The sequence below is a fragment of the Dysgonomonas sp. UBA7710 genome, from assembly GCF_002482385.1.
In the GTDB taxonomy this organism is placed as follows: Bacteria; Bacteroidota; Bacteroidia; order Bacteroidales; family Dysgonomonadaceae; genus Dysgonomonas.
This window is the reverse complement of record NZ_DLFW01000047.1, coordinates 74,929-97,075: the sequence shown is the minus strand read 5'-3', so window position 1 is coordinate 97,075 and position 22,147 is coordinate 74,929. Positions and strand designations below refer to the sequence as shown.

At 41.0% G+C, this 22,147-nt stretch carries 12 protein-coding genes; 3 read left to right on the top strand and 9 right to left on the bottom strand.

Translation table 11 applies throughout. The annotated features are described in order from the left end of the window. Together B3317_RS16130 and B3317_RS16125 are read left to right on the top strand one after the other, a co-directional pair. The gene (locus B3317_RS16130) at positions 1-825 is read left to right on the top strand and encodes a hypothetical protein (RefSeq protein ID WP_291113464.1); all 825 of its coding nucleotides are present in this window, start codon (positions 1-3) and stop codon (positions 823-825) included. Between the two features lie 5 nt (positions 826-830). Next, positions 831-2,312, top strand: a complete 1,482-nt coding sequence (locus B3317_RS16125) for a rhamnogalacturonidase (protein WP_291113462.1) — start codon at positions 831-833, stop codon at positions 2,310-2,312. An 89-nt stretch (positions 2,313-2,401) separates the two neighbouring features. Here the strand turns inward: B3317_RS16125 and B3317_RS16120 are convergent, their stop codons facing one another. The 9 genes from B3317_RS16120 to B3317_RS16080 all read right to left on the bottom strand — a co-directional run bounded on the left by B3317_RS16120 (position 2,402) and on the right by B3317_RS16080 (position 17,397). Continuing rightward, positions 2,402-4,033, bottom strand: coding sequence for a glycoside hydrolase 43 family protein (locus tag B3317_RS16120; protein ID WP_291113461.1), 1,632 nt, complete (start codon positions 4,031-4,033; stop codon positions 2,402-2,404). Next, positions 4,033-4,812: a rhamnogalacturonan acetylesterase gene (locus tag B3317_RS16115; protein WP_291113459.1), complete on the bottom strand. Its 780-nt coding sequence runs from the start codon at positions 4,810-4,812 to the stop codon at positions 4,033-4,035. Before B3317_RS16115 ends, B3317_RS16120 begins: the two co-directional genes overlap by 1 nt. A gap of 340 nt (positions 4,813-5,152) precedes the next feature. After that, complete coding sequence (locus B3317_RS16110; RefSeq protein ID WP_291113457.1) at positions 5,153-6,112, bottom strand: pectinesterase family protein; 960 nt, start codon at positions 6,110-6,112, stop codon at positions 5,153-5,155. Positions 6,113-6,180: 68 nt separating this feature from the next. Further along, on the bottom strand, positions 6,181-7,566 hold the full coding sequence (locus B3317_RS16105) for a pectate lyase family protein (protein WP_291113455.1): 1,386 nt from the start codon (positions 7,564-7,566) through the stop codon (positions 6,181-6,183). A 103-nt stretch (positions 7,567-7,669) separates the two neighbouring features. Then, a complete protein-coding gene (locus B3317_RS16100; RefSeq protein ID WP_291113453.1) occupies positions 7,670-8,836 on the bottom strand; it encodes a glycoside hydrolase family 88/105 protein in 1,167 nt (388 codons plus the stop codon). A gap of 18 nt (positions 8,837-8,854) precedes the next feature. After that, a complete protein-coding gene (locus tag B3317_RS16095; protein ID WP_291113451.1) occupies positions 8,855-10,492 on the bottom strand; it encodes a glycoside hydrolase family 28 protein in 1,638 nt (545 codons plus the stop codon). 66 nt (positions 10,493-10,558) lie between these two features. Further along, positions 10,559-12,169, bottom strand: a complete 1,611-nt coding sequence (locus tag B3317_RS16090; RefSeq protein WP_291113449.1) for a DUF5123 domain-containing protein — start codon at positions 12,167-12,169, stop codon at positions 10,559-10,561. Between the two features lie 28 nt (positions 12,170-12,197). Next, positions 12,198-14,126: a RagB/SusD family nutrient uptake outer membrane protein gene (locus tag B3317_RS16085; RefSeq protein WP_291113447.1), complete on the bottom strand. Its 1,929-nt coding sequence runs from the start codon at positions 14,124-14,126 to the stop codon at positions 12,198-12,200. 22 nt (positions 14,127-14,148) lie between these two features. Next, positions 14,149-17,397, bottom strand: a complete 3,249-nt coding sequence (locus B3317_RS16080; RefSeq protein ID WP_291113445.1) for a SusC/RagA family TonB-linked outer membrane protein — start codon at positions 17,395-17,397, stop codon at positions 14,149-14,151. Between the two features lie 315 nt (positions 17,398-17,712). On the opposite strand from B3317_RS16080, the gene B3317_RS16075 reads away from it, so the two are divergent. Further along, positions 17,713-22,134 (top strand): hybrid sensor histidine kinase/response regulator transcription factor, encoded by a 4,422-nt coding sequence (locus tag B3317_RS16075; RefSeq protein WP_291113443.1) that lies wholly within the window; start codon positions 17,713-17,715, stop codon positions 22,132-22,134. Positions 22,135-22,147 lie beyond the last annotated feature (13 nt).

Sequence of the window (22,147 nt, the reverse complement as noted above, 5' to 3'; positions counted from 1 at the left end):
ATGAAAAAGAGTATTGCTGTATTTATACTCTTCATACAATATGTGTTTATCAGTCCTCTATGGGGGCAGACCGATACGGTGTTCAGTGTATTTTGTTTCCCGTCAGACAAAATTCCACGGATAGACGGAAACACCGATGACTGGGATATTGTGCCCGATAGCTATACTATAGGCATGGAATCTATGACCGAGGACGAAGGGAAGCACAGCCGGCCTGATAAGGCGAATCTGGATATAAAAGTGAAAGTAGGATGGGTGCAGGGTCAGAACAGGCTATACTTTCTCTACGAAGTTTATGATGATTACTGGTCTTTTATGCGTGACGATCTTATGGTCGATATATTTGAAGTTGTAATAGACGGCGACCGGTCGGGTGGTCCCTTTATCGATAAGTTTTATCCGTTCCGGGATGTAAGTAAAGAAGATGCCTGGCTGTTGTTTCACGGGCGGCATGCTCAGAATTATCATATATACACCCCGGCCAAAAATGGTGATTGGTGTATGTATTGGGGCCCACAGCAGTGGCTCAGGGAGAAACCTTATTCCGGTTATGCATACAACTATAATTTCAAAGAGGGCGAAAGCGGTAAGCTTATACTTGAGTTTTATATAACTCCGTTCGATTATGCTTCACCCAAAGGAGTGGATCATTCGGTCGCTTCCGAATTGTGGGAGGATAAACTGATCGGCCTTTGCTGGGCTGTTATTGATTATGATAATAGTCAGGGAAAAGAGAAAGATGGATTCTGGAATCTATCGAGACATCATACAATGTACGGGAATGCTTCCGAATTGCGGACATTCCGTTTAATGCCGTTAGAATGAATATTATGAAATATGTATTTTTTATATTGTTGATTTTCAGTTATTTGAATTTGAATGCATCCGTTTTTTATAATGTAAAAGATTACGGGGCAAAGGGCGATGGCATACAAATAGATTCGCCGGCTATAAACCGGGTTATTGAAGATGCCGCAAGGAACGGGGGAGGAACAATATTCTTTCCGGCAGGTACATACCTGAGTTATTCAGTTCGTCTGCAAAGTAATATAACGCTTTATCTGGATGCCGGGTCTGTATTATTGGCCGCTTATCCCGGAGAAGCATCAGGATACGATCTCGCAGAGGATAATGAACATAACCGCTTTCAGGATTTCGGCCATAGTCATTGGAAGAATAGCCTGATATGGGGGATAGAACTCGGGAACATAACAGTTTGCGGTCAGGGTATGATAGACGGACGCGGGCTTACCCGCGAAGAAAGCCGGCTGCCCGGAGTGGGGAATAAGGCGTTGAGCTTGAAACTATGCCGCAATGTAATCCTTAAAGACGTGACGATGGTCAACTGCGGACATTTTGCGCTATTGGCTACAGGCGTGGATAATATGACCATCCACAATGTAAAAGTGGATACAAACAGGGATGGCTTCGATATAGATTGCTGCCGCAATGTCCGTATATCGGATTGTTCGGTAAATTCACCGTGGGATGACGCTATCGTACTGAAAAGCAGCTATGGCTTAGGATTTTTCCGGGATACGGAGAATATAACCATAACTAATTGCTATGTAAGCGGATACGACAAGGGTTCGCTAATAGACGGTACATTCCGGCGGGATGAGCCACAAGCCCCGGATCAGGGGTATGTAACCGGACGTATAAAATTGGGCACCGAGTCGAGTGGGGGATTCAGGAATATCAGCATATCCAATTGTGTATTCGAACGTTGCCGTGGTCTTGCCCTCGAAACAGTGGACGGAGGCTTTCTGGAGGATATCGTTATCAGCAATATTACAATGCGGGATATAGTGAACGCTCCTATCTTTCTTCGTCTGGGCTCGCGTATGAGAAGTCCGAAAGGTACTCCTATGGGGCGCATGTCGAGGATAACGATCAGTAATGTCAATGTCTATAATGCCGATTCGCGCTATGCCTCTATTATTAGCGGTGTGCCTGATTATCATATCGAAGATGTGACCCTGTCGGATATCCGCATATTATATAAGGGTGGCGGCACGGCGGAGGATGCGAAGCTTACTCCTCCCGAAAACGAGGGCTTATATCCTGAACCCTGGATGTTCGGAACCATACCTGCGTCGGGCTTCTTTATCCGCCATGCACGTAATATAGAACTCAATAATGTGCAGGTAGATCTTATGACGCCGGATTACCGTCCTTCCATTTGGATGAAAGATGTGGATGGTTGCCGTTTGGTTAACTACCGGGCTAAAGTAGCCAAAGGTGTAGAGCCGTATGTATTATCGGATGTAAAGGGATTCAAGACCGAATTGAGTGAGATATCAGAGTTTTAAAAGCCATTTATACAAGGAGGGAGAGGCAATGAGTAGTAGTTGCCTCCACCTCCCAATAAAACCTAAAAACAATCTGAACTAAAGAACATTTATTCAGTAATCCTGAACCAATCTATATCGACACGCCCTCCATCATTCTTTAGAACAGGGCGTGTACAGAATGTACCGATTTTTGATCCAATCCATTTACCTTCTTTTGCTTTAAAGCTTTTACCCAAGTCTGTATATCTCTTGTTATCGGTACTGTAGCTAAAGATGCAGGTAGCATCGGCTACGACCTTCACTCTCAGGTATATTGTAGAATCTTTCATCGTAATGGACTCATTGACAACCTCTTTATTCCCTTTCTCAGCATTTATGCATTCATTCTGCGATAGGATGAAGCCATTTTCTGTGTTCTCAAAGGAGAGTAGTCCATAATCTATTCCCATCACTACCAGTCCTGTACGTTCGCCATAGAAGCGTGCATCTGGCCTGAATGTAAGTTTCATCGTTGCAATAAAAGCAGGAGCTGGTGTTTTTTGCAACAGCAGGTTCGGCACATCCCACAGGCTCTTATAGTCATCAGCTACCGGAACCGAATACAGGCTAAGACAGCCTTTTTCCTGATTGGTGAAATACCACCATGACTGAGGGTTGGCATGCCATTGCCATTGTAAGCCTAGTGTGTTTGAGTTAAATTCATCGCTCTCGGGAGGAGTGGCAACCGGATATGCTTGTCCTACATTTGGCTTTTTATAAGTCAGTACCGGGTTGCCGCAGCCGTCGCCATCCTTATCTTCGCCAATTACAGGCCAGTCATTTTTCCATATCATCGGTTGCAGATGCATAACGCGTCCGAATGCTCCTACATCCTGAAAATGAAGGAACCAGTCTTCGCCTGTTTTCGTGTCTATCCATGCACCCTGATGCGGTCCGTTTATTACAGTTTTACCCTGATCCATTACTACCTTTCTTTCATATGGGCCGAATATATCTCCCGAACGCATGGCTAATTGCCATCCGGTAGCAACACCCCCCGCAGGGGCGAATATATAATAATAGCCATTCCTTTTATAGAACTTAGGGCCTTCTATTGTGGGGTCTATATCGTGTCCGTCATATATTATCTTCGATTCACCTACTGCCTTTTTGCCGTCGGGTGTCAGGCGGGTAACGGCCAGCAGGCTCTTTATTCCTGCGCGGCTTCCTGCATAGGCATGCGCCAGATATACTTGTCCGTCATCGTCGAATAGAGGACAGGCGTCGATTAATCCTTTACCTTCTTTTACTAATGTTAATGGTTCCCATTCTCCTGCCGGGTCTTTGGCTTTAGTCATAAATATCCCTAAATCGGGATCGCCGTAGTAAATATAAAATTCGCCTTTATGATAGCGGATAGCCGGAGCCCATACACTACCTCCATGATTCACGCCTTTTCCGAACGAAGCATCTTTGGGCATCTTATTTATAGCATAACCGATAATAGTCCAGTTTACCAAATCTTTTGAATGCAGAACCGGTAGCCCCGGTATACAGTTGAAGCTGGAGGCAGTCATATAATAATCATCTCCTACACGGCAGGCGTCGGGATCGGAATAATCAGCATATAAAACCGGATTCTTGTAGTTACCATTTCCTAAGTCAGATATCCATACCTTAGATACATAGTCTTGCGCCGAAATACCAAGAGGTATAATGCAAAACAAAAAGCCTATAATCGTTTTTTTTGTTACATTCATTACTTTAACTCTTTAACTAAATCCTCTATATTTTGTTCTTTAAGCCCTTCTACAAACAAGGCTGCCATTGCTGTAGCTCCTTTTTCGTTGAAGTGTGTATTATCGGTGTTTCCTTTCGGGAAGTTTCTGTTTTCTCCCGGCTTCAAATGCAGAAATAATGGCCTGGAGCTTTCGTCACCTAACCCGGTGATTAAAGCTTTACTCTTTTCATACATATCTATCATCGGTATCTTTTCCTTTTTGGCTACACCCCGTGCTAAATCGAGATATTCACCATGCGAATCCCGGAATGCTCCACTCTTATCGAATCTTCGTCTTACCACCGATGTGCAGATGATCGGTTTTGCTCCTTTAGCTTTGGCTTTTTCTACAAACATTGTAAAGTTTTTCACATATTCCTCCGGAGTCGTATAACGTTCTTTCTTCTCTATAGAAGCATCATTATGTCCGAACTGTATAATCAGATAATCTCCTTTACTTATATTATCTATGACTTGCCACCACAGGCCTTCGGCAATAAAAGAACGCGAACTACGGCCGTTTTTTGCATAATTCTTTATTTCAACATTATCATTGAAAAAGGCCGGAAGAAGTTGTCCCCATCCCTTTTCAGGAAAAGGTTCACATATGGAATCACTCGATATGCTGTCGGTAACTGTTTTAAATAAAACTTTATCGGCCATAGTGGAGTCACCGATCATAAAAATACGCTTCTGTGCAATCGCCGAAATGCTTAACAGGCAAAGTGTAATTGTCAGAAGTACAGATGTCTTGTTCATGGTTATTTTAATTATGTCAATTCAAAAAAGGTAACAAAGGTTACACCTTTTACAGTGAACAGTCAACAATTTGTATCTTGTATCTTGTATCTTGTTTACTCGTAACTTGTAACTTGTTAAAAGGTAACAAAGGTAACAACCTTTACAGTTAACAGTCAACAGTTAGCAGTAAACAACTCGTATCTCGTATCTTGTTTACTCGTAACTTGTAACTGTTAAAAGGTAACAAAAGTAACAACCTTTTCAAAGTTTTTCATTCTGTCACCTTTTGTAATATAACACGCTTGTTATCCTTATATATAGATAAAGTTATATGAATAAAGTAACACCTGTCCTTTAACTACTGATATGTTTTGGTTAATGGATTCCAGTTGTCGCAGCCATTCAGTACATTTTCAATAGTGTATTCTTTTGCTTCGCCGGAAGATAATATTTTAGCCCATTTTACACGGCCTGATGTATTTGCTCCCTCGCCTTTGTTGTTATATTCCATATAGCGGACTGTCTTTTCATTGTCAGCATTGCGCCAATTGTCCCATCCGGTCGTCTTTATTCCTTTTGGAAGGGTACAGTTCATAAACAAAGTCATGGAATAAGCCCTCCAGGGACGGCCAAGATAGACAGCGTTAATGTCGTTGGCCATCGTGATTGTACAATTGTTGAATATATATCCGTATCTGATATTTTCCGGTGTATTGGCTGCTGTAATATATGAGTTCCTTTTGCAATGAATAGTACACTTTTCGAACCAGGCAGTAGACGGGCCGAAAATGAAATCGGTAGTACCTTCGATGTAGCAATTCTCAAAATATTGCCTTGCTCCGTCTCTACCCGCGTAGAGCGTATCCTGATGACCGAGCAGACGGCAATTGCGGAGTACTACACGGTCGCCTTCGATGTGCAGGGCAACGGCCTGTCCGAGTTCTGCCGAAGAGTTTTCTATTGTGAGATTTTCCACTGTAATATCATTCCCACTCAGTAGGAAAGTATATGTTTTGAAAGTACCCATCTTGTTTATATTCGCATGATCGTCATGGTTGATAACAGTTCTATCCTTGTCTTCTCCGATTAAATGTATATTGGTGATATGCGGAGGAACGATTAACTTCTCTTTGTAAACTCCGTTCTTGATGAATATAGTTATTGTTCCTCTGGGATCGGCTGTGCGGACAGAATTAATCGCTTCCTGTATATTCCTGAAATCACCGGTTCCGTTGCGGTCGACGGTTATTTCGGTTTTCTCCTGAGCATAAAAGCAGGTGGAAAATAATAACAAGCAAGCTAAAATGAGTTTTTTCATGGGGTATAATAGTTACAAGGTGACAATTATTTTACACTTTTTATTTTACACTTTTTATTTTACACTTTTCACTTTTCACTTTTCACTTTTAAAAGGCTATTCAGGTAAACTTCCAGATAGGTATAGCCTTCTTCGTCTGTATCATTTGCCAATTTGCCCGGATAATGTTTTTCCAGCCATCCGTCCGGAATGCCATCTATATTTGAATCGACGGGCACGGTTGCAGGGTCATAGATATATGTTTCCCATCCGCCCACATCATTTTGTGAATCAATCAGGCCCGGTTTGGTTCCAAGTCTACCCGAGGCTCTGACTGGAGTTAATCCTCTGGCAGTCTCGTTCACTACTCTTGTATCTGTTTTATCCCGTATGTGACTGGCTCCGGCATTTGCCAATACTTTTTTATAAGCATCCTTTGCATTATCTGTTGTTGTATAAGGTACATCGAAAGGTCTGTCCACTACGATATCCTTAATATCCTTAGATGATGGATTAGGTTGTAAACCTATCAGGTTGTTTTTGTTTACTTTTTCATTTTCAGGGAAATAATTTCCCTCAAGGAAGAACTTACCCCATATCCCTTTGACCTGTTTGTTTGTTCCGTCATCGGCATTCGGTGAAAATATCCTGTCGGGGTTTGAGGAAGTGGGAGAAGGTTTGTAGTAGTTGTTGACAAAATTATACCTGCCGCCTTCCCCTGCATATCCGCTGTTACTTCCCCAGTTATATATTACATTGTTTCTGAAATCTACCAGTTCCAGCTCAGGCTGGTTACTGTAACGGCTTCCGCACATACGCGGATTGCGGCTGTCGTGATGTGCCAGCAGATTGTGATGATACGATGCTTTTTTTCCACCCCATATTGCTCCATAGCCATGACTCCCTTTCTGATGAACCGACCCCCGTAAACTTTCGGAGATGATACACCATTGCATGGTGAAATTCTCGTTGTCATAAAACGAGGAACATTCATCCGTACTCCAGCTCATAGAACAGTGATCTATGATAATATCCTTGTTGCGGAAACCATATAACGCATCATCCTGTACTTTTTGTAAGTCTCCGAGCCGGAAACGCATATAACGTATTATAACATTATTACCTTCTACCCTTACCGGGTAATCCGCGATACAGATACCATCACCGGGTGCACTCTGTCCCGCAATAGTGGTACTGTCGGATATTTGCAGTTTCGATTTTAAGCGGATAATACCGGCAACTTTAAAAAGGATTGTTTTTGCCCCCGGTCTTTTCAGGCACCAGCGAAGTGTTCCTTCCTGAGTTTTCTTATTACCCGTTATTGTATCTTCGAGAGAGTTTACGTAATATACTTTGCCTCCCCTGCCTCCGGAGGTGTACATTCCGCCCCCTTCTGCACCGGGGAATGCGGGAGTCTGGCTATAAGCAAAGGCCAGACAAAGTGAAAAGAAGAGAAGTAGTATAAGTTTTTTCATATTTGATTTCAAAATTTCAAAATTTCAGGTTTCAAGATTGTTTCTTACTCCTATATTTATATTTAATCTTGAAATTTTGAAACCTGAAATCTTGAGATTAAAATTATTTATCCAATAATACACTAAGCATAATGAATGGTCCTACAGCTTTAGGGTCGTTATCTCTTACAGGTTCATTGATATAGTATTCGTAGCTTCCGTCGCGATAATTCTTTTCGCCGCCTAGTCCGGCAACGCTACAACCATCTGTGAGTGAAATGGTACCGTCTCCATTGTCTTTTATAAATCTTTTTACAAACTGGTTATAGGCTATTTTCCCTTTTTCGAGATAACTTTTATCCAGATATCCTTTCTGAGCGCCTTTCACCCATGTATAGATGAACATAGCCGACGCACTCGATTCTATATAGTTACCTTCGCGCCCTGTCTGGTCGGTTACCTGATACCACATACCGCTTTCTTCATCCCTGTATTTTTCGATAGAGGACGACAGGTCTTGCAATAACTTGATTACATCGCCCCGCTTTTCATGATTTTCGGGGAGATAGTCAAGTACATCTACCATCGCCATCATATACCAGCCAATACTTCTCGACCAGAAATTAGGAGATAGGCCTGTTTTCTTATCTGCCCACCGTTGTTGCCGGCTTTCGTCCCAGCCATGATAATAAAGGCCTGTTTTAGCATCATACATGTATTTATGTACATCCAATATTTGAACAACAACGTCATCAAATAATTCCGGCTCATTGAAAGTACTGGCATATTCTGCCAGAAATGGCCCTGCCATATATAATCCGTCGAGCCATACCTGATGCGGATATATTTTCTTGTGCCAGAAACTGCCATCGGCTGTCCGCGGATGTGTCCGCATCTGGTCGCGCATCAGATCCAGAGCTTTTCTGAAGCGTTCCTGTTTGGTAAGCGCATACACAGGGAAGAGAAACTTACCTGAATTTACCCGGTCTATATTATACTCCAAAGGTTTGTAGGTCTTGATCTGCCCGTCAGGCTCAACCATGAGGTCGGCAAAACTATATACATAGTCGTAATATGTTTGGTCGAACGTCTTTTGCCATGTTTGGAATATGGCTTGCAACTCAAGTCCGTGGCAATAGTTCCATTTGGGAGCTTTGGAAAAATCAAGCATCCACGATTCGGGGTTTCGCTTGATTTCCGAATCGGTCAGGCGGACATAATATTTTGTCTGGGCTTCCATTGATGCGATGGAAGCTATAGACAATAAGCAAATAAGTAGTTTAATATTCATGCCTGTTTCACCTTTCTTTTATTTTGTTTCTTTAATAAGAGTCTTATCTATCGTTTTTGGCAAATGTATATCTTTATTATCGCCGCTTATATTTACCACTTCTTTTAGAGATGCAGGGAATTTAAAATCCGAAATGGTCACATTCTCTACATTCCGGAGAATAAGAGCCGCCCCCTGTGCCGGCACGATTTTTACATTTTTGAAATGAATATCTTTCGATTCCACAAGTTCGGCTCCGATCTTTGCCGTGATAGTAACATCTTCCACATTTATATTTTCAATCTTCATTTCCGGCAGACCGTTAAAAAACATAGCCCGGCGTGCATTTCGCGAAACAAGATTCTTTACATAAATATTTTTGAACGCGGGAGTTGTTTCGTCCACCGCCAGGATGGTAGATGTTACAGGTATGGTATCACCATCTTCAAGCGATTCTACCGCCGATTTGCCGCCATAATAAAGGTCGAAAAGGAATGATTCGGTTGCAATGTCAAACATATTTATGTCTCTAATATAAATATTTTCCACCACACCGCCACGGCCACGGCAGCTTTTAAATCTCAGACCTACGTCTGTTCCGAGGAACTGGCAGTTGGACACCGATATATTCCTGACACTACCCGACATTTCACTGCCTACAACAAAGCCTCCGTGTCCCTGGAAAACTTTGCAATTATCTATCAACACATTTTCGGTCGGTCGGTTACGTCGGCGACCGTCTTCATCTTTTCCCGATTTGATACAGATAGCATCGTCACCAACGTCGAAAATACTATTTACTATAATCGAATTCTTACATGATTCCAGATCCAGACCGTCTCCATTCTGAGCATATCCCGGATTTCGTACCATTACATTGTCTAAAATAACGTTCTCGCACATCAGTGGATGTATATTCCAGCTTGGCGAATTTTCGAACAAAACACCTTCCAGTAATACATTTTTACATTCGATGAAGCTCACCATTACCGGGCGGAGAAAGTCTTTTATTTCCATCCATTCCGCTTCGGTCAGGTCTTGGCGGGGGACATTCATGTCGCTTATCTCAAGTCCTTTCAGAGAACCTTTTGATGGGAACCAGTAGTTATCATCTTTCACCACACCTCCGGAGGTGATTACTTTTTTCCAATGGATTTCTGTCACTTTACTTTTCTTCAGGGGACGCCAGGCTTCGCCTGATCCGTTGATGGAACCTTTACCTGTTATGGCTATATTTTCAAGGTTACGTCCTGATATTGGCGATTGGCAGCGGCGTGTATCCAGACCTTCGAAAACTGTGTTGACAAGCGGATACAGATTGAAATCGGCAGAAAACAATATAAGCGCTCCTTTTTCTAAATGCAAATTTATATTTGATTTGAAAACAATGGGGCCTGTGTACCATACTCCGGAAGGGACGAAAAGAGTTCCGCCTCCTTTCTTAGACAGAGCATCTATTGCTTTTGCAAAAGCTTCGGTATTCAGGGTTATTCCATCAGCGACTCCGCCAAAGTCGGTAATTGATACTTTATTGTCTGGAAATACTGGACGTTGGATGACCGGCATTTTGAATGGCAGGTCTTTATAGAGATAGTTATATCTGTTTTCAGCCTTTACTGTGCTTACAGAAAGCAAAATACATAGAAGGACAAAAGACATTTTTGTCAAAAAATTCATATCATTACTTTTTTTTAGATAGAGGAGGATATTATATCCTCCTCTATGTTGTATATTAATTATTTATTAACGCCATCTGGGATCTCCGATATTATTGTTGAACGAGCCGTCTTTAATTGAGAAATCGCCATTCTCAGGATCTGTAAATAAGTCGGCTGCAGTACCGTTATATGTAGAGTAAGTAACGGCGTCACTAGTTTGAGCCCAATTACTTGTCGCATATGTAGAGTTTATAGATGGAGCAGGTACGGAACGGATACCTAAGGTTGTCGCATCACCAGTCATACCTAATATCGTATTGCTAATACTGAAGGTCGTAGCTCCATAACCAGTGTTAAAATCAATAAAACGCTGGCTGGCTCCTGCTACTTTATACAAGGTACAATTGCTTATAGTCAGACTCTCCATATTGGTCTTATTGCTGTAAATAAATCCTTTCCCTGATGCACATACTTTATTGAAGGTAGAATTGCTTATAGTAAGATTCTTTAATACGCCACTTCCTGAATTAGCATCGATATGAATAAAGAAGTAACCGCTACCTATATTACGGAAGATACAATTGTTAAGAACCAGTGAGTTGACAACTTTTATCGGCGTACTCTGCATACGGAAAAAACTTGTCGCTATATTCTGAATAAGACAGTCATCAAACTCAATCTTATTTACCTGTCCGGCACTACTCTGATTCATTATATAGCCTTTATTCAGGCAATCAAGATTTAAATTCTGGAATGTGATGAAATCATGACTTCCGGCATAATCTACAGTTCCCTGAATTCTTAGTGCAGTTTTATTACTCCCCGGAATACCGAAGAAGTTGATTGACATTCCATCTGGTATCGTTATTTTTTCAGCTACCGTATAGGTTGCGTCTGCAGCTAGTGCCAGAGTTATCGATTTACCCGGATACTGTGTTGCCAGACCATCCAGATATGTTTGGTCGATGACATCATCAGCGGCCAGGTATAGTATAATGTCGGCATTAGGTGCTTCCGGGAAAGTAATAAAGAGAGCATAGCCTCTTCTGATAATGTTATTATACAGATTGGCCTGATAAGAAGTATTCGGTTCAAGACCGGTCAAAGTAGTTTCTCCGGCGGCGATTTCATCAGCAGTCAAAGTTTTTTCCTGAACTACCAGGTTGTTTTTCAGCAATTCTATTTTAGTAACGGTTGCTCCGGCAGTCCATGATAGCCTTATACTGCTCGATGTCTTGTCACTGTTTGATACAGAGTTCATTATCTGTTCAGATTTAGTCTTGAACGAAAATTTCTCAGGATAAGTCCATTTTGATCCGGTTTTTACCGAAGACATGGCTTTAATACGGATAAAGTACTTACTGTCACTATCCAGGTCTGTCAATACATAAGGAGATTGAGTGATAGTTTTATCTTCACCGAAAACAATGCTATTAGCGTTATTCATGGGTACCTCGTTGTATAAAGTATCCTTGCTGACTTCTATTATATAATATTCGGTGCCCGGAGTTTTCGTCCACTTGAATTCTGCTGTTGTAGCTTCGGGAGAAATGCTCAATGATGAAGATGTGACACTGAACAAACGATCGTATGAGTTGTCTACATCCCAGTCATTTCCATCTGTACAAGACACAGTGGCAAATATGGTCAGAAGCATGAATGCTCCCCGACCGATTATATATTTTATTTTTTTCATCTTGCTCATTTTATTTTTTTGTACACTATTAATTGCTGTATCCATATGAATTTTGCAATTTTCCGTTAGATGCCGAAATCGTTGTCGAAGCCAATGGCAATAAGTAACGGTTTCTTACCGTTGAATTCAATCCGGATGAAATAGACGGCAGATTGGTTTTTAACTGCGTCTGGGTAGCAGCAGTCCTTTCGGCTCCGAAGAATGATGCATTAGCATCATAGTTACCTGTGTTGGCCGGCGTTTCATACCATGTTACACTGGACATGTCGATGACTGTTTTTGATACATCAGTGTAATTGAAATAGATTTTTTCAGGATATTTGTTAGCCAGTTGTTCTTCATAGTTAGCCTTGAATTCATCAATCTTTTTGCTTAACAGATTCCAGCGGATCAAATCAAATTTGCGGAATCCTTCACCAGCCAGTTCCCAAGCATTTTCATCAACTATTGCATGGAAGAAAGAATCTTTGTCAGCAGGAATGTTTGCAACATATTCTTCCGCGACACTTTTATGTGTATCATTGAACGCTCGGGAATGTACTTCGCCTAATGCCTGACGGGCTGTCAGCCCGGCCGAATTAGTATAGCCTCCATCGGGGCCGGCCAATTCGTTCATTACTTCCGCATACATTAGCAATACTTGCGGATAGCGCATCCTTACTACATTGATACCACTCATCCATTTTGCATTGCCCGTAGCGATTGCCACATTACGCCATTCTTCGCTCATTTTGCGGATATCCCACTTCCCGACGTAAATGCCAAACGGCGCATTGCCTATCGTGGATTCTTCCAATACTCCATTGGTTTCTTTCAATTGTACATGGGCACATGTAATGTCACGGCGCAGGTCGTTTTTGTCAAATGACCAGAAGAAAGGAGCGGTAACTTTTTGCTTTCCGGATGAGTTGCCTTTTTCTCCGTATTGAGCACTGGCTCCATTGATACGTACCCCTATCGTATAACCAAGTTCACTGCTTACTCCTAATCCCATTGGGATTTCGAATATATTCTCACGATAAGTCTGGTCCAGTCGGCTCTGGTTGAGTAAGTACCATTGGTCTTCGACCGAAGGGTTCAATTTATGGGTGTTATTGGTAATAACAGCAGATAAATGAGTCAAAGCCAACTCATACATGGATTTACGGGTAGCATCGTCGCAACGCTGAGTGGGGTAGGTTCCATCGCTATTTTCAGTGGCGGTGATATAACCACTTTTAGATTTCTCACGGATAGCCCATCCGCCACGTGTCAGGGCGATATTAGCTAATAATGTATGTGCATAGCCTTTGGTTACACGTTCGGTAGTGTAAGAAGAAACCTCTCCGGCCCAGGGGAGAAGCCCGATGGCTTCCTCCAGATCTGTAATCAACCGGTCCATGATCTCATCCCGGTCTGTTTTTTCGAGATAGGCATTACTTAAATCGGATTTCGAAGATTCAAGTTTCAACGGTACGTCTCCAAAGAAGCGAATCAGGTCAAAATACAGCATAGCACGAATGGTTAATGCTTCACCTTTGAAACGAAGCATTGTGTTACCATCACTACCTCCCGATTGGGCCAGGGTGCTGCTATTGATGCCTTCTATAGTAAGGTTGGCATTTTCGATCATACCATACATAGCGTCCCATAGTTTGGCAATATTCCCCCAACCCGGGCTGGCATTGTAATTCATATTACCACGTTCGTTAGCAGTATTGGTTGCATCCCCGCCTAATCCGTCTATCAGTTCACAATCGGTGTTTGTTCCCCATACGATAGGAATATATTGTGAGTAAGTTTGGTCCAGGGTCATCTCTCCATAGAGTTTATTTATTGTTAACCCGGTGTAATATGTCGATTCAAAAACAAGGTCTTTTGTTAGTTCTGACGGTGAACTCTGGTCTAAAAAATCGGAGCAGGCAGATAAGCCCAGTATACCGGCAGACAATGCTATTGTTTTAATTATATTTTTCATAATCGTTTTTCTTCTTTAGAAATTAGAATGATACATTTATACCGGCTACAAAAGAACGGCTTTTTGGATATGATGCATAGTCAACACCCGGAGTCATAGGATTTCTCTTGCTACTGGTGTCCACTTCAGGGTCAGATCCTGAATAATCTGTGATACACAGAAGATTGTAGCCTGTTAAGTAGATTCTTACATCTTGTATAAAGGCTTTTCTTACCCATGTCTTAGGAAAGTTATAGCCTATAGTCACATTGTTTATACGCAGGAAGGAGGCATTCTCTACGGCATAATCTATCAATTGCATATTGGTAACAGCAGCCGGGTTGTATATACTGGCTCCTGCATTTATTTCATTCAGGCGTGCAGCTACAGCATCGGCACTTCCGTAATAAGATATCGTAGAATTGCTTATTTTACCAAGATTCATTCCTGTTGCGGGGTCAATCCATGTATAACGGTTGTTTATCGCAAAATCGTCATTGAGGTTATAACCTTTTGCAGATCCAGTGTTGAAAGCTAATGCCAGTTTGTTCCCGTTTATGATTTTGTTTCCAATGGAATAGTTACAGAATACGTTGAAATCGAAATTACCTATATTACCGTTGAACCCAAAACCACCAGTAACAGGAGCTATGGTGTTGCCCAATCTCTGTTTGAGAGGCTCTCCGTTTTCGTCACATTCGACTTTTAATGCACCCGGATAGTAGTTACCTCCGGTTATGGTTTTACTGTTGTCAACAATACCATCTCTCAATACCCAGTTTGTACCATTCAATACCAATTCGCCGTTGGGGTTAGTATTCGGGTCGTATGCCGTAAAGTATCCATTGGTCTTATAACCCCAGATTTCACCGAGGCGTCCGCCCTCTTCCACACGGAAATCTTCGTATTTGTAAAGAGTGCTGCCTGCCCAGTTACTGCTTTGCCACGAACTTTCTATAGGTAGCTTGTCAATTTTACTCCTGTTGTAAGATATGTTGAAGTTAAAGTTCAGATTGAAATTCTTTTGATCTACCAATACGGCATTCACTGCTAGTTCGACGCCCTTGTTCGATGTCTGTCCAAAATTCTGGAATTGATTGTCGTAGCCCGTATTTGACGGGATTACCGTTTGCATCAGCAAATCCCTGGTTGTATTCCAATATAAGTCTAAAGTACCGGAAACACGATTGTTCAGGAAGCCATAATCGATACCGAAGTTACGGGTAACAGTTGTTTCCCATTTCAGGTCGGGATTGTATAAAGTTTTACCTACCTCCAGCATACTGGTGCGGTTATCATTAAAGAAAGGGGCTTTTGATGTATTGCTGGCCATAGAATAAGTGGTATTTGTCAAACCTGACTTAATACGGTTATTACCTGCAGTACCAAAGCTCAGACGGAATTTCATATTTGATAACCAACTATTGGTACTACTCATGAATTCTTCGTCAGACATTCGCCAAGCCAATGCTGCAGAAGGGAAAACACCCCATTGGTTACCTTGGGCAAACTTACTGGAGCCATCGGCCCGCATTGTCGCGGTGAATAAATATCTACCCAGCATTGTATAATTTACACGGCCAAAGAAAGATAACATATTCTCTTTTGCTCCTATTGTCGTAATTGTAGGTAGTGGAGTTCCCGCCGACATGTTAGCCTTCACTTCAGCAATAGTCATAGAAGCAGGAAATTCCACAGATGTGTTTTCAACTGATTTTGCCTGGCTGCTGGAGACTTCATGTCCTAATAATATATTCAAGTGGTCGCGTCCGTCAAACATTTTCTTATTATCGTAAGTCACTGTATTTGCATTCCGCCAGTTCTTGGTTGTAGTTCTTAACAATATAGCCTGAGGTTGCCCGTCATATTTCAGTTTTGAGTTTTGAACAGCATCGGCAGACCAGATTTGGTCTGTATCGTCATATTTCCAGCCATAACCAAATTCGGAACGGAAAGTAAGTTCCTTTGTCGGTTTCCAGTTCAACCCTGCGTTATAATTCTGATTGAATGTGTTACGTCTTTTGTATGTAGCTAGTAAACGTTCCAATGGATTTTTCTGGGATGAGGTATTGTTTTCTTCATCGTCCGTATTGCTGGATATTGGATTAACAGGACGGAAACGGGCCGAATTGGCAACGATAGAATTAGCTGCATTCGATTCGTTTGTATCAGCACCTCCACTCAAGCCATCTACAGATGTATAACTCAAGCGTCCATTGAAGTCCAGACTCAACCATTGGTTCAGGTTAGTATTGATTTTTGCATTAATATTATCCTTCTTGAAGCCGGAGCCCAACATGATGCTTTTTTCTTCGTTATGGGCATAACTTACGCTGTACTTTATATCTTTAGTCCCACCGCTTACATTTACATTATATTGTGTCTGGTTGCCGGTGCGTCCGAAAATTTCGTCCTGAAAAACGTTTCCTTCTATAGATTTCCAGATATCGAGATCCTGAAAATCTCCATAGTCGGTATTGCCTAATTCGTACTGGTAGTAAGCAAAGTCATACGGACTCATCACTTTAGTCATTTTAGCAACTTTTCTTATACCGAAATATGCTCCGAAGTCGACTCTGGTTTTTCCTTCATGGCCACTTTTAGTTGTAATGATGATTACACCATTTGCGCCGCGTGCACCGTATATGGCTGTAGAAGAGGCATCTTTCAATACATCGATGCTTTGTATTTCAGTGGGTGCAATATCGCTGATACTTGAAACCTGAAATCCGTCTACAATATATAGTGGAGAATTGTCCTGAGACAGTGAGCCTCCACCCCGCACCCGGATTTTTATATCTGCGTCGGGAGAGCCTTCTGTGGTAGTAATGTTTACTCCCGCCAGTCTGCCAGTCATAGCCTCAACAGCACTGGATACAGGAATAGAGCCGATATCTTTAGAGCCAATGGAAGCCACAGAACCTGTCAGATCTTTTTTTGCAACTGTTCCATATCCGATAACTACCACCTCATCCAGTTCGGAACTAAGGTCTTCCATTACAAAGTCGATTATATTTCCTGTAATTGGTTTTTCATTCGGTTTCATACCGATATATGATGCCGAAAGGGTTTTGTCAGTATTACTGACAGAAAGTGTGTACTTACCATCGATATCGGTCATTGTGCCTTTGGTCGTACCTTTGATTGAAACCGTAACACCAACCAGAGGATCACCCTGAGTATCGGTTACTGTCCCTTTTATCTCACGTTGCTGGGCATATACGTTTTGTCCGCATAACAGAAACATTGAGATACAAATAAGAGACAAAATTCTTTTGATTGTCTTTTGCATGGTTGTTTAGATTTATGATTTGTATTTCTTTAAAAATTGTATCCGAAAGGATAAGGTCGTTTTATCAGTCTAGTTTTTCCTTATTAAATTTAGTTATACTTTTCTTTAAATAGATAGTTTATATGTTTTTAGCCATTGATAAATATTTGTTTTTCTATTTAAATGATGTTATTAGATTTCGAATGCAATGTATATATCATTTCCGGAGCAAAGGGGTGGTAAAATATTTTTTTAAGGGGGATGAATTGACTTGCTCCCGTATCTTACAGCATTTTATTTAAAACTGCTTATATTTGTACAAAACCTGTTGGTGCCATGAATTTGAATCGCTTCTATTGTTTTCTATTCGTTCTGTGTGTTGCTATATCTGCTTCTGCCCAGCAAAAATGTTTCTTTGAACATTACGGGCCTGAAGATGGATTGCCGCAGCATACCATAATGAGTATTGTACAGGATAAAAAAGGTTTTATGTGGTTTTCTACATGGAATGGGCTTTGTCGTTTCGACGGATACAATTTTTATACATACAGGATTCAACAGGGAGACAAATATCATATGCGCAGTAATCGCATAGATAATATATACGAAGACAAATACGGGTATATATGGGCGCTCCCATATGACCGGGAGCCTCACCGGTTTGATCCTCATACCGAAACTTTTATGGGAATAAGGTCGCTGAAAGGATATGAGAACCTTACTTTTATCGCTACCAAGATAGAAACGATGCAATCAGGTAAAGTCTGGCTGTTGTCCGATAACATGGGCTGTGTTTGTGTTACAGACTCAACATTTATGATAGAGACTTTTAATAAGGAAAATGGCAAATTGAATAGTAATAAGATATATGAAGTATATGAAGATACGGACCTCAATAGCTGGATACTTACCGACAACGGACTTTATCTCTTATCTAAAGACAATAAGATAACCAGTTTTTTCTCGGATAAGATTTATATAGAATCCAAGCCCGCTCAGAGTTTTTATTCTGTAATGGAGCAGGAGGGCAGAATATGGTTCGGGTCTGACAACGGAAAAATATGGATATATAATAGAGGGAATGGGCAGTCGGATTTATTACAGACCGGCACTGATTCATATATTAGTCATATCCGGAATATTGATAATAATCAGGTATTGATTGCTACAAGGAGTGACGGTTTCTTTATTTATAACCGTAATTCCAAGAACTTGAAGAAATATGATGTATCGACTCTGGCCGGGATGTCTACTAATCATATTATATCCTGTTACATTGACAGGTCGAAGAATATATGGTTTGAATCGGACCAGGCGGGAGTTTCAAAATTCAGCCCGGAAACAGGGATAATAAAGCACTTCCGGATGAAGATAGAAAGTGTTGTCTCGAATGTATTTCCTTCTAATTTTTTTATTTTTGAGGATATAGAAAACCGCTTATGGGTGCATCCCCGGGGGGGAGGATTTTCCAGTTATGATCCTCAAAAAGATAGCCTGATTCCCTTTTTTAACGAGCCATATTCGCCAACCTGGAGGTTTTCGAATGTAATGCACACTGCTTTTTCCGACAAGCAGGGAAACCTTTGGCTGAGTACACGGTCTCATGGATTGGATAAAGTTATATTTAACGATGAAGTATTTAAGACGATAATAGTCGATCCGAATATCCATTCCATGATAAATAATGATATACGCAGTATATTCGAAGACAGTAATAAAAATTTATGGGTATCTACAAAAGGAGGAAAAATATTTGTCTATGACCAATCATTAACACAGCAGGGATATATATGCAGCAATGGAAAGATAGGATACGGTAAGCCCCTGGAAGGTGTGGCGTATTGTATAATGGAAGATGTCGCTAAGAATATCTGGATAGGAACAAAAGGTGAGGGGATATACAAGCTTACCCCGGTAAATAATACATACAGGATAATACAATATAAACATTCCGATGATAATATATACAGCCTGAGCAACAATAGTGTATATGCTATATTTCAGGATAATAAGAAGCGAATCTGGGTGGGAACGTACGGTGGCGGACTTAACTTGTTGGATGAAGCAAAAGATCACTTCCTGAATCACAGGAACGACCTTCAGAATTATCCGTTTCAATATGGTTCACAGATCAGGGCAATGAGTGCCGATAAATACGGGAATATATGTGTGGGTACAACATTGGGACTTATCATGTTTTCGTCTGGTTTCGGTTCGGTGAATACTATCGATTACAAGTTTTATACACGGATACCGGGGGATAATGAAAGCATTAGCGAAAATGACGTCTACGATATTTATACAACCCGGAAAGGTGAAACTTATATCGCAACTTTCGGTGGCGGGGTAAATGAGATTAAAGCTGTAGATGAAAATGGTTTCCCTGCTAAGTTCCTGTCATATACTATTAAGGATGGGTTACCCTCGGATGTCGTATTGACTCTTACAGAAGATAAGAAAGGGAATCTCTGGGTGACATCGGAAGGCAATCTCACCAAGTTCGATCCGGAAAAGAAATCATTCGAAACTTATAGCGAGATAAACAGGCAGATAGAAGGTCAGAATTTTTCGGAAGGGGCCAGGTGTACAGCTCAGTCGGGAATCGTATATGTCGGCTATTCGAAAGGCGTATTGTCTGTCGATCCGGAGAATATTAATAAAAGCACATTTACGCCGTATGTTGCATTAACAAAATTCCAGATTGCCAATAAAGACGTTCCTATCGGAGAAGAATCCCCACTGAAAGCAAATATTGATGATCTGGATCATATAAAGCTGAACCATAAACAAAATTTTATCAATATAGAGTTTGTCGCCCTCGATTATATAGAACCCAGAAGAATAAATTACGCTTACAAACTGGAAGGTTTTGATCAGGAGTGGATTATTACATCCAAACAACGGATTGCCAATTATACAAACCTGTCGCCGGGGAATTACACTTTCCGGGTGAAATCTACAAATAGCGATGGTATATGGATGGACAATGAACATATATTAAATATAGAAATAACACCGTCTTTCTGGCAGACAGGCTGGGCATATCTCCTGTATGTTATTCTCATTATTGCTGTCCTGTACGCTATATTGCGTACCCTGTTTGTATTTTACCGTTTGCGGGATAAAGTGAAGCTGGAGCACGAAGAAACCGAAATGAAAACCCGCTTCTTTACGGATATTTCACATGAAATACGCACTCCGCTGACTATGATTGTATCGCCTGTGGAGAATATAATAGAGAATGAAGGCACTCCGGACGATATAAAATCACAATTGCAACTGGTATTGAAAAACTCTAACAGGATGCTGCGTATGGTGAATCAGATATTGGATTTCAGGAAAATACAGAAAATGAAGCTCAATATCCAGGAGACACAGTTTGGGGATTATGTGTCAGATATTTGTAATAACTTCTCGAAAACGGCCGAATACCAGAATATAAGACTGGAATTTAATAACCGTGCCGGAGATGAAAAAATCTGGATAGACCGTGATAATGTAGAAAAACTAATATTTAATCTGTTGTCCAATGCGTTCAAATATACATCTGATGACAAAACGATAGAAGTCAGTGTTTTTAGTAATAAAAAAGATAATACTGTTGCCATTCAGGTGAAAGATGAAGGCGGAGGGATGACTAAAGATGTCCTGAATAAATTGTTTACCCGTTTTGCGTCATTTAATAAAGATAAAAACAAACCGAGTACAGGTATCGGTCTGTCCATTGTTAAAGAAGTAGCAGATAAACACCATGCTAAAATTGTAGTAGATAGCGAAGAAAATGAAGGTTCTGTCTTTACCGTATTTTTCCCTACAGGGATTGAACATCTGAAAGATGATACGAATGTTTCTTTTACTTTTGTTGCAAAAGATACCGTTACAGAAAAGCCGGAATCCGATAATGCTAAAGAAAAATCAGCCGGAGAAATTATGCCCGGAAGACCGGACGGAGCGATAGAGAAAGAAAATCCGAAAGAGACTATACTGGTCGTAGAAGATGATTCCGATTTAAGGCGTTTTATTGTTAATATACTGGAGCCTTATTATAATGTAGTGGATGCTCCGGACGGAAAAGAGGGTTATGATAAAGCCGCGGCAAATGTCCCTGATTTTATAGTGAGTGATATTATGATGCCGGAGATGGATGGTACCGAACTATTACAAAAGATACGGTCTACTACCGAAATCAGTCATATCCCTGTTATCCTGCTTACTGCAAAGACCGATATGGAAAGTAAACTCGATAGTCTGGATTATGGTGCTGATGATTATATAACCAAGCCGTTCAGTGTAAAATATCTGCGCGCTAGAATCGAAAATATCATTCGCCAGCGTAAACGGCTTTACGACGTTTATTCTGCGGGCAGGCCTTTGGATATCACCGGACCGGAGAAAAAAGAAGAATCCGGACACAAGATTACTCCTCAGGACGAATTATTTATCAGGAAGATAAAAGAGGTGGTGGAAGAAAATATCGATAATGGTGATTTTGTCGTGGATGATCTTGCAAATGCCATTGCTATGAGCCGGACGGTGTTCTTTAAGAAATTGAAAAGCCTTACAGGGCTTTCGCCTATCGAGTTTATCCGTGATATAAAAATAAAGCATGCCGCTAAATTGATAGAAACGCAGCAATATACAATAAAAGAAGTTTCGTTTATGATAGGCATATCAGACACGAAATATTTTTCGCAGTGTTTCAAGAACGTTTATGGGATGACTCCAAGCGAGTATAAGAACCTGAAAAATCGTTCATAATAATGTAAATATA

Excerpts from the sequence above, each read along its gene's own strand:
- B3317_RS16130 (WP_291113464.1), top strand. The coding sequence starts at position 1 with ATGAAAAAGAGTATTGCTGTATTTATACTCTTCATACAATATGTGTTT.
- B3317_RS16125 (WP_291113462.1), top strand. The coding sequence starts at position 831 with ATGAAATATGTATTTTTTATATTGTTGATTTTCAGTTATTTGAATTTG.
- B3317_RS16120 (WP_291113461.1), bottom strand. The coding sequence starts at position 4,033 with ATGAATGTAACAAAAAAAACGATTATAGGCTTTTTGTTTTGCATTATA.
- B3317_RS16115 (WP_291113459.1), bottom strand. The coding sequence starts at position 4,812 with ATGAACAAGACATCTGTACTTCTGACAATTACACTTTGCCTGTTAAGC.
- B3317_RS16110 (WP_291113457.1), bottom strand. The coding sequence starts at position 6,112 with ATGAAAAAACTCATTTTAGCTTGCTTGTTATTATTTTCCACCTGCTTT.
- B3317_RS16105 (WP_291113455.1), bottom strand. The coding sequence starts at position 7,566 with ATGAAAAAACTTATACTACTTCTCTTCTTTTCACTTTGTCTGGCCTTT.
- B3317_RS16100 (WP_291113453.1), bottom strand. The coding sequence starts at position 8,836 with ATGAATATTAAACTACTTATTTGCTTATTGTCTATAGCTTCCATCGCA.
- B3317_RS16095 (WP_291113451.1), bottom strand. The coding sequence starts at position 10,492 with ATGAATTTTTTGACAAAAATGTCTTTTGTCCTTCTATGTATTTTGCTT.
- B3317_RS16090 (WP_291113449.1), bottom strand. The coding sequence starts at position 12,169 with ATGAAAAAAATAAAATATATAATCGGTCGGGGAGCATTCATGCTTCTG.
- B3317_RS16085 (WP_291113447.1), bottom strand. The coding sequence starts at position 14,126 with ATGAAAAATATAATTAAAACAATAGCATTGTCTGCCGGTATACTGGGC.
- B3317_RS16080 (WP_291113445.1), bottom strand. The coding sequence starts at position 17,397 with ATGCAAAAGACAATCAAAAGAATTTTGTCTCTTATTTGTATCTCAATG.
- B3317_RS16075 (WP_291113443.1), top strand. The coding sequence starts at position 17,713 with ATGAATTTGAATCGCTTCTATTGTTTTCTATTCGTTCTGTGTGTTGCT.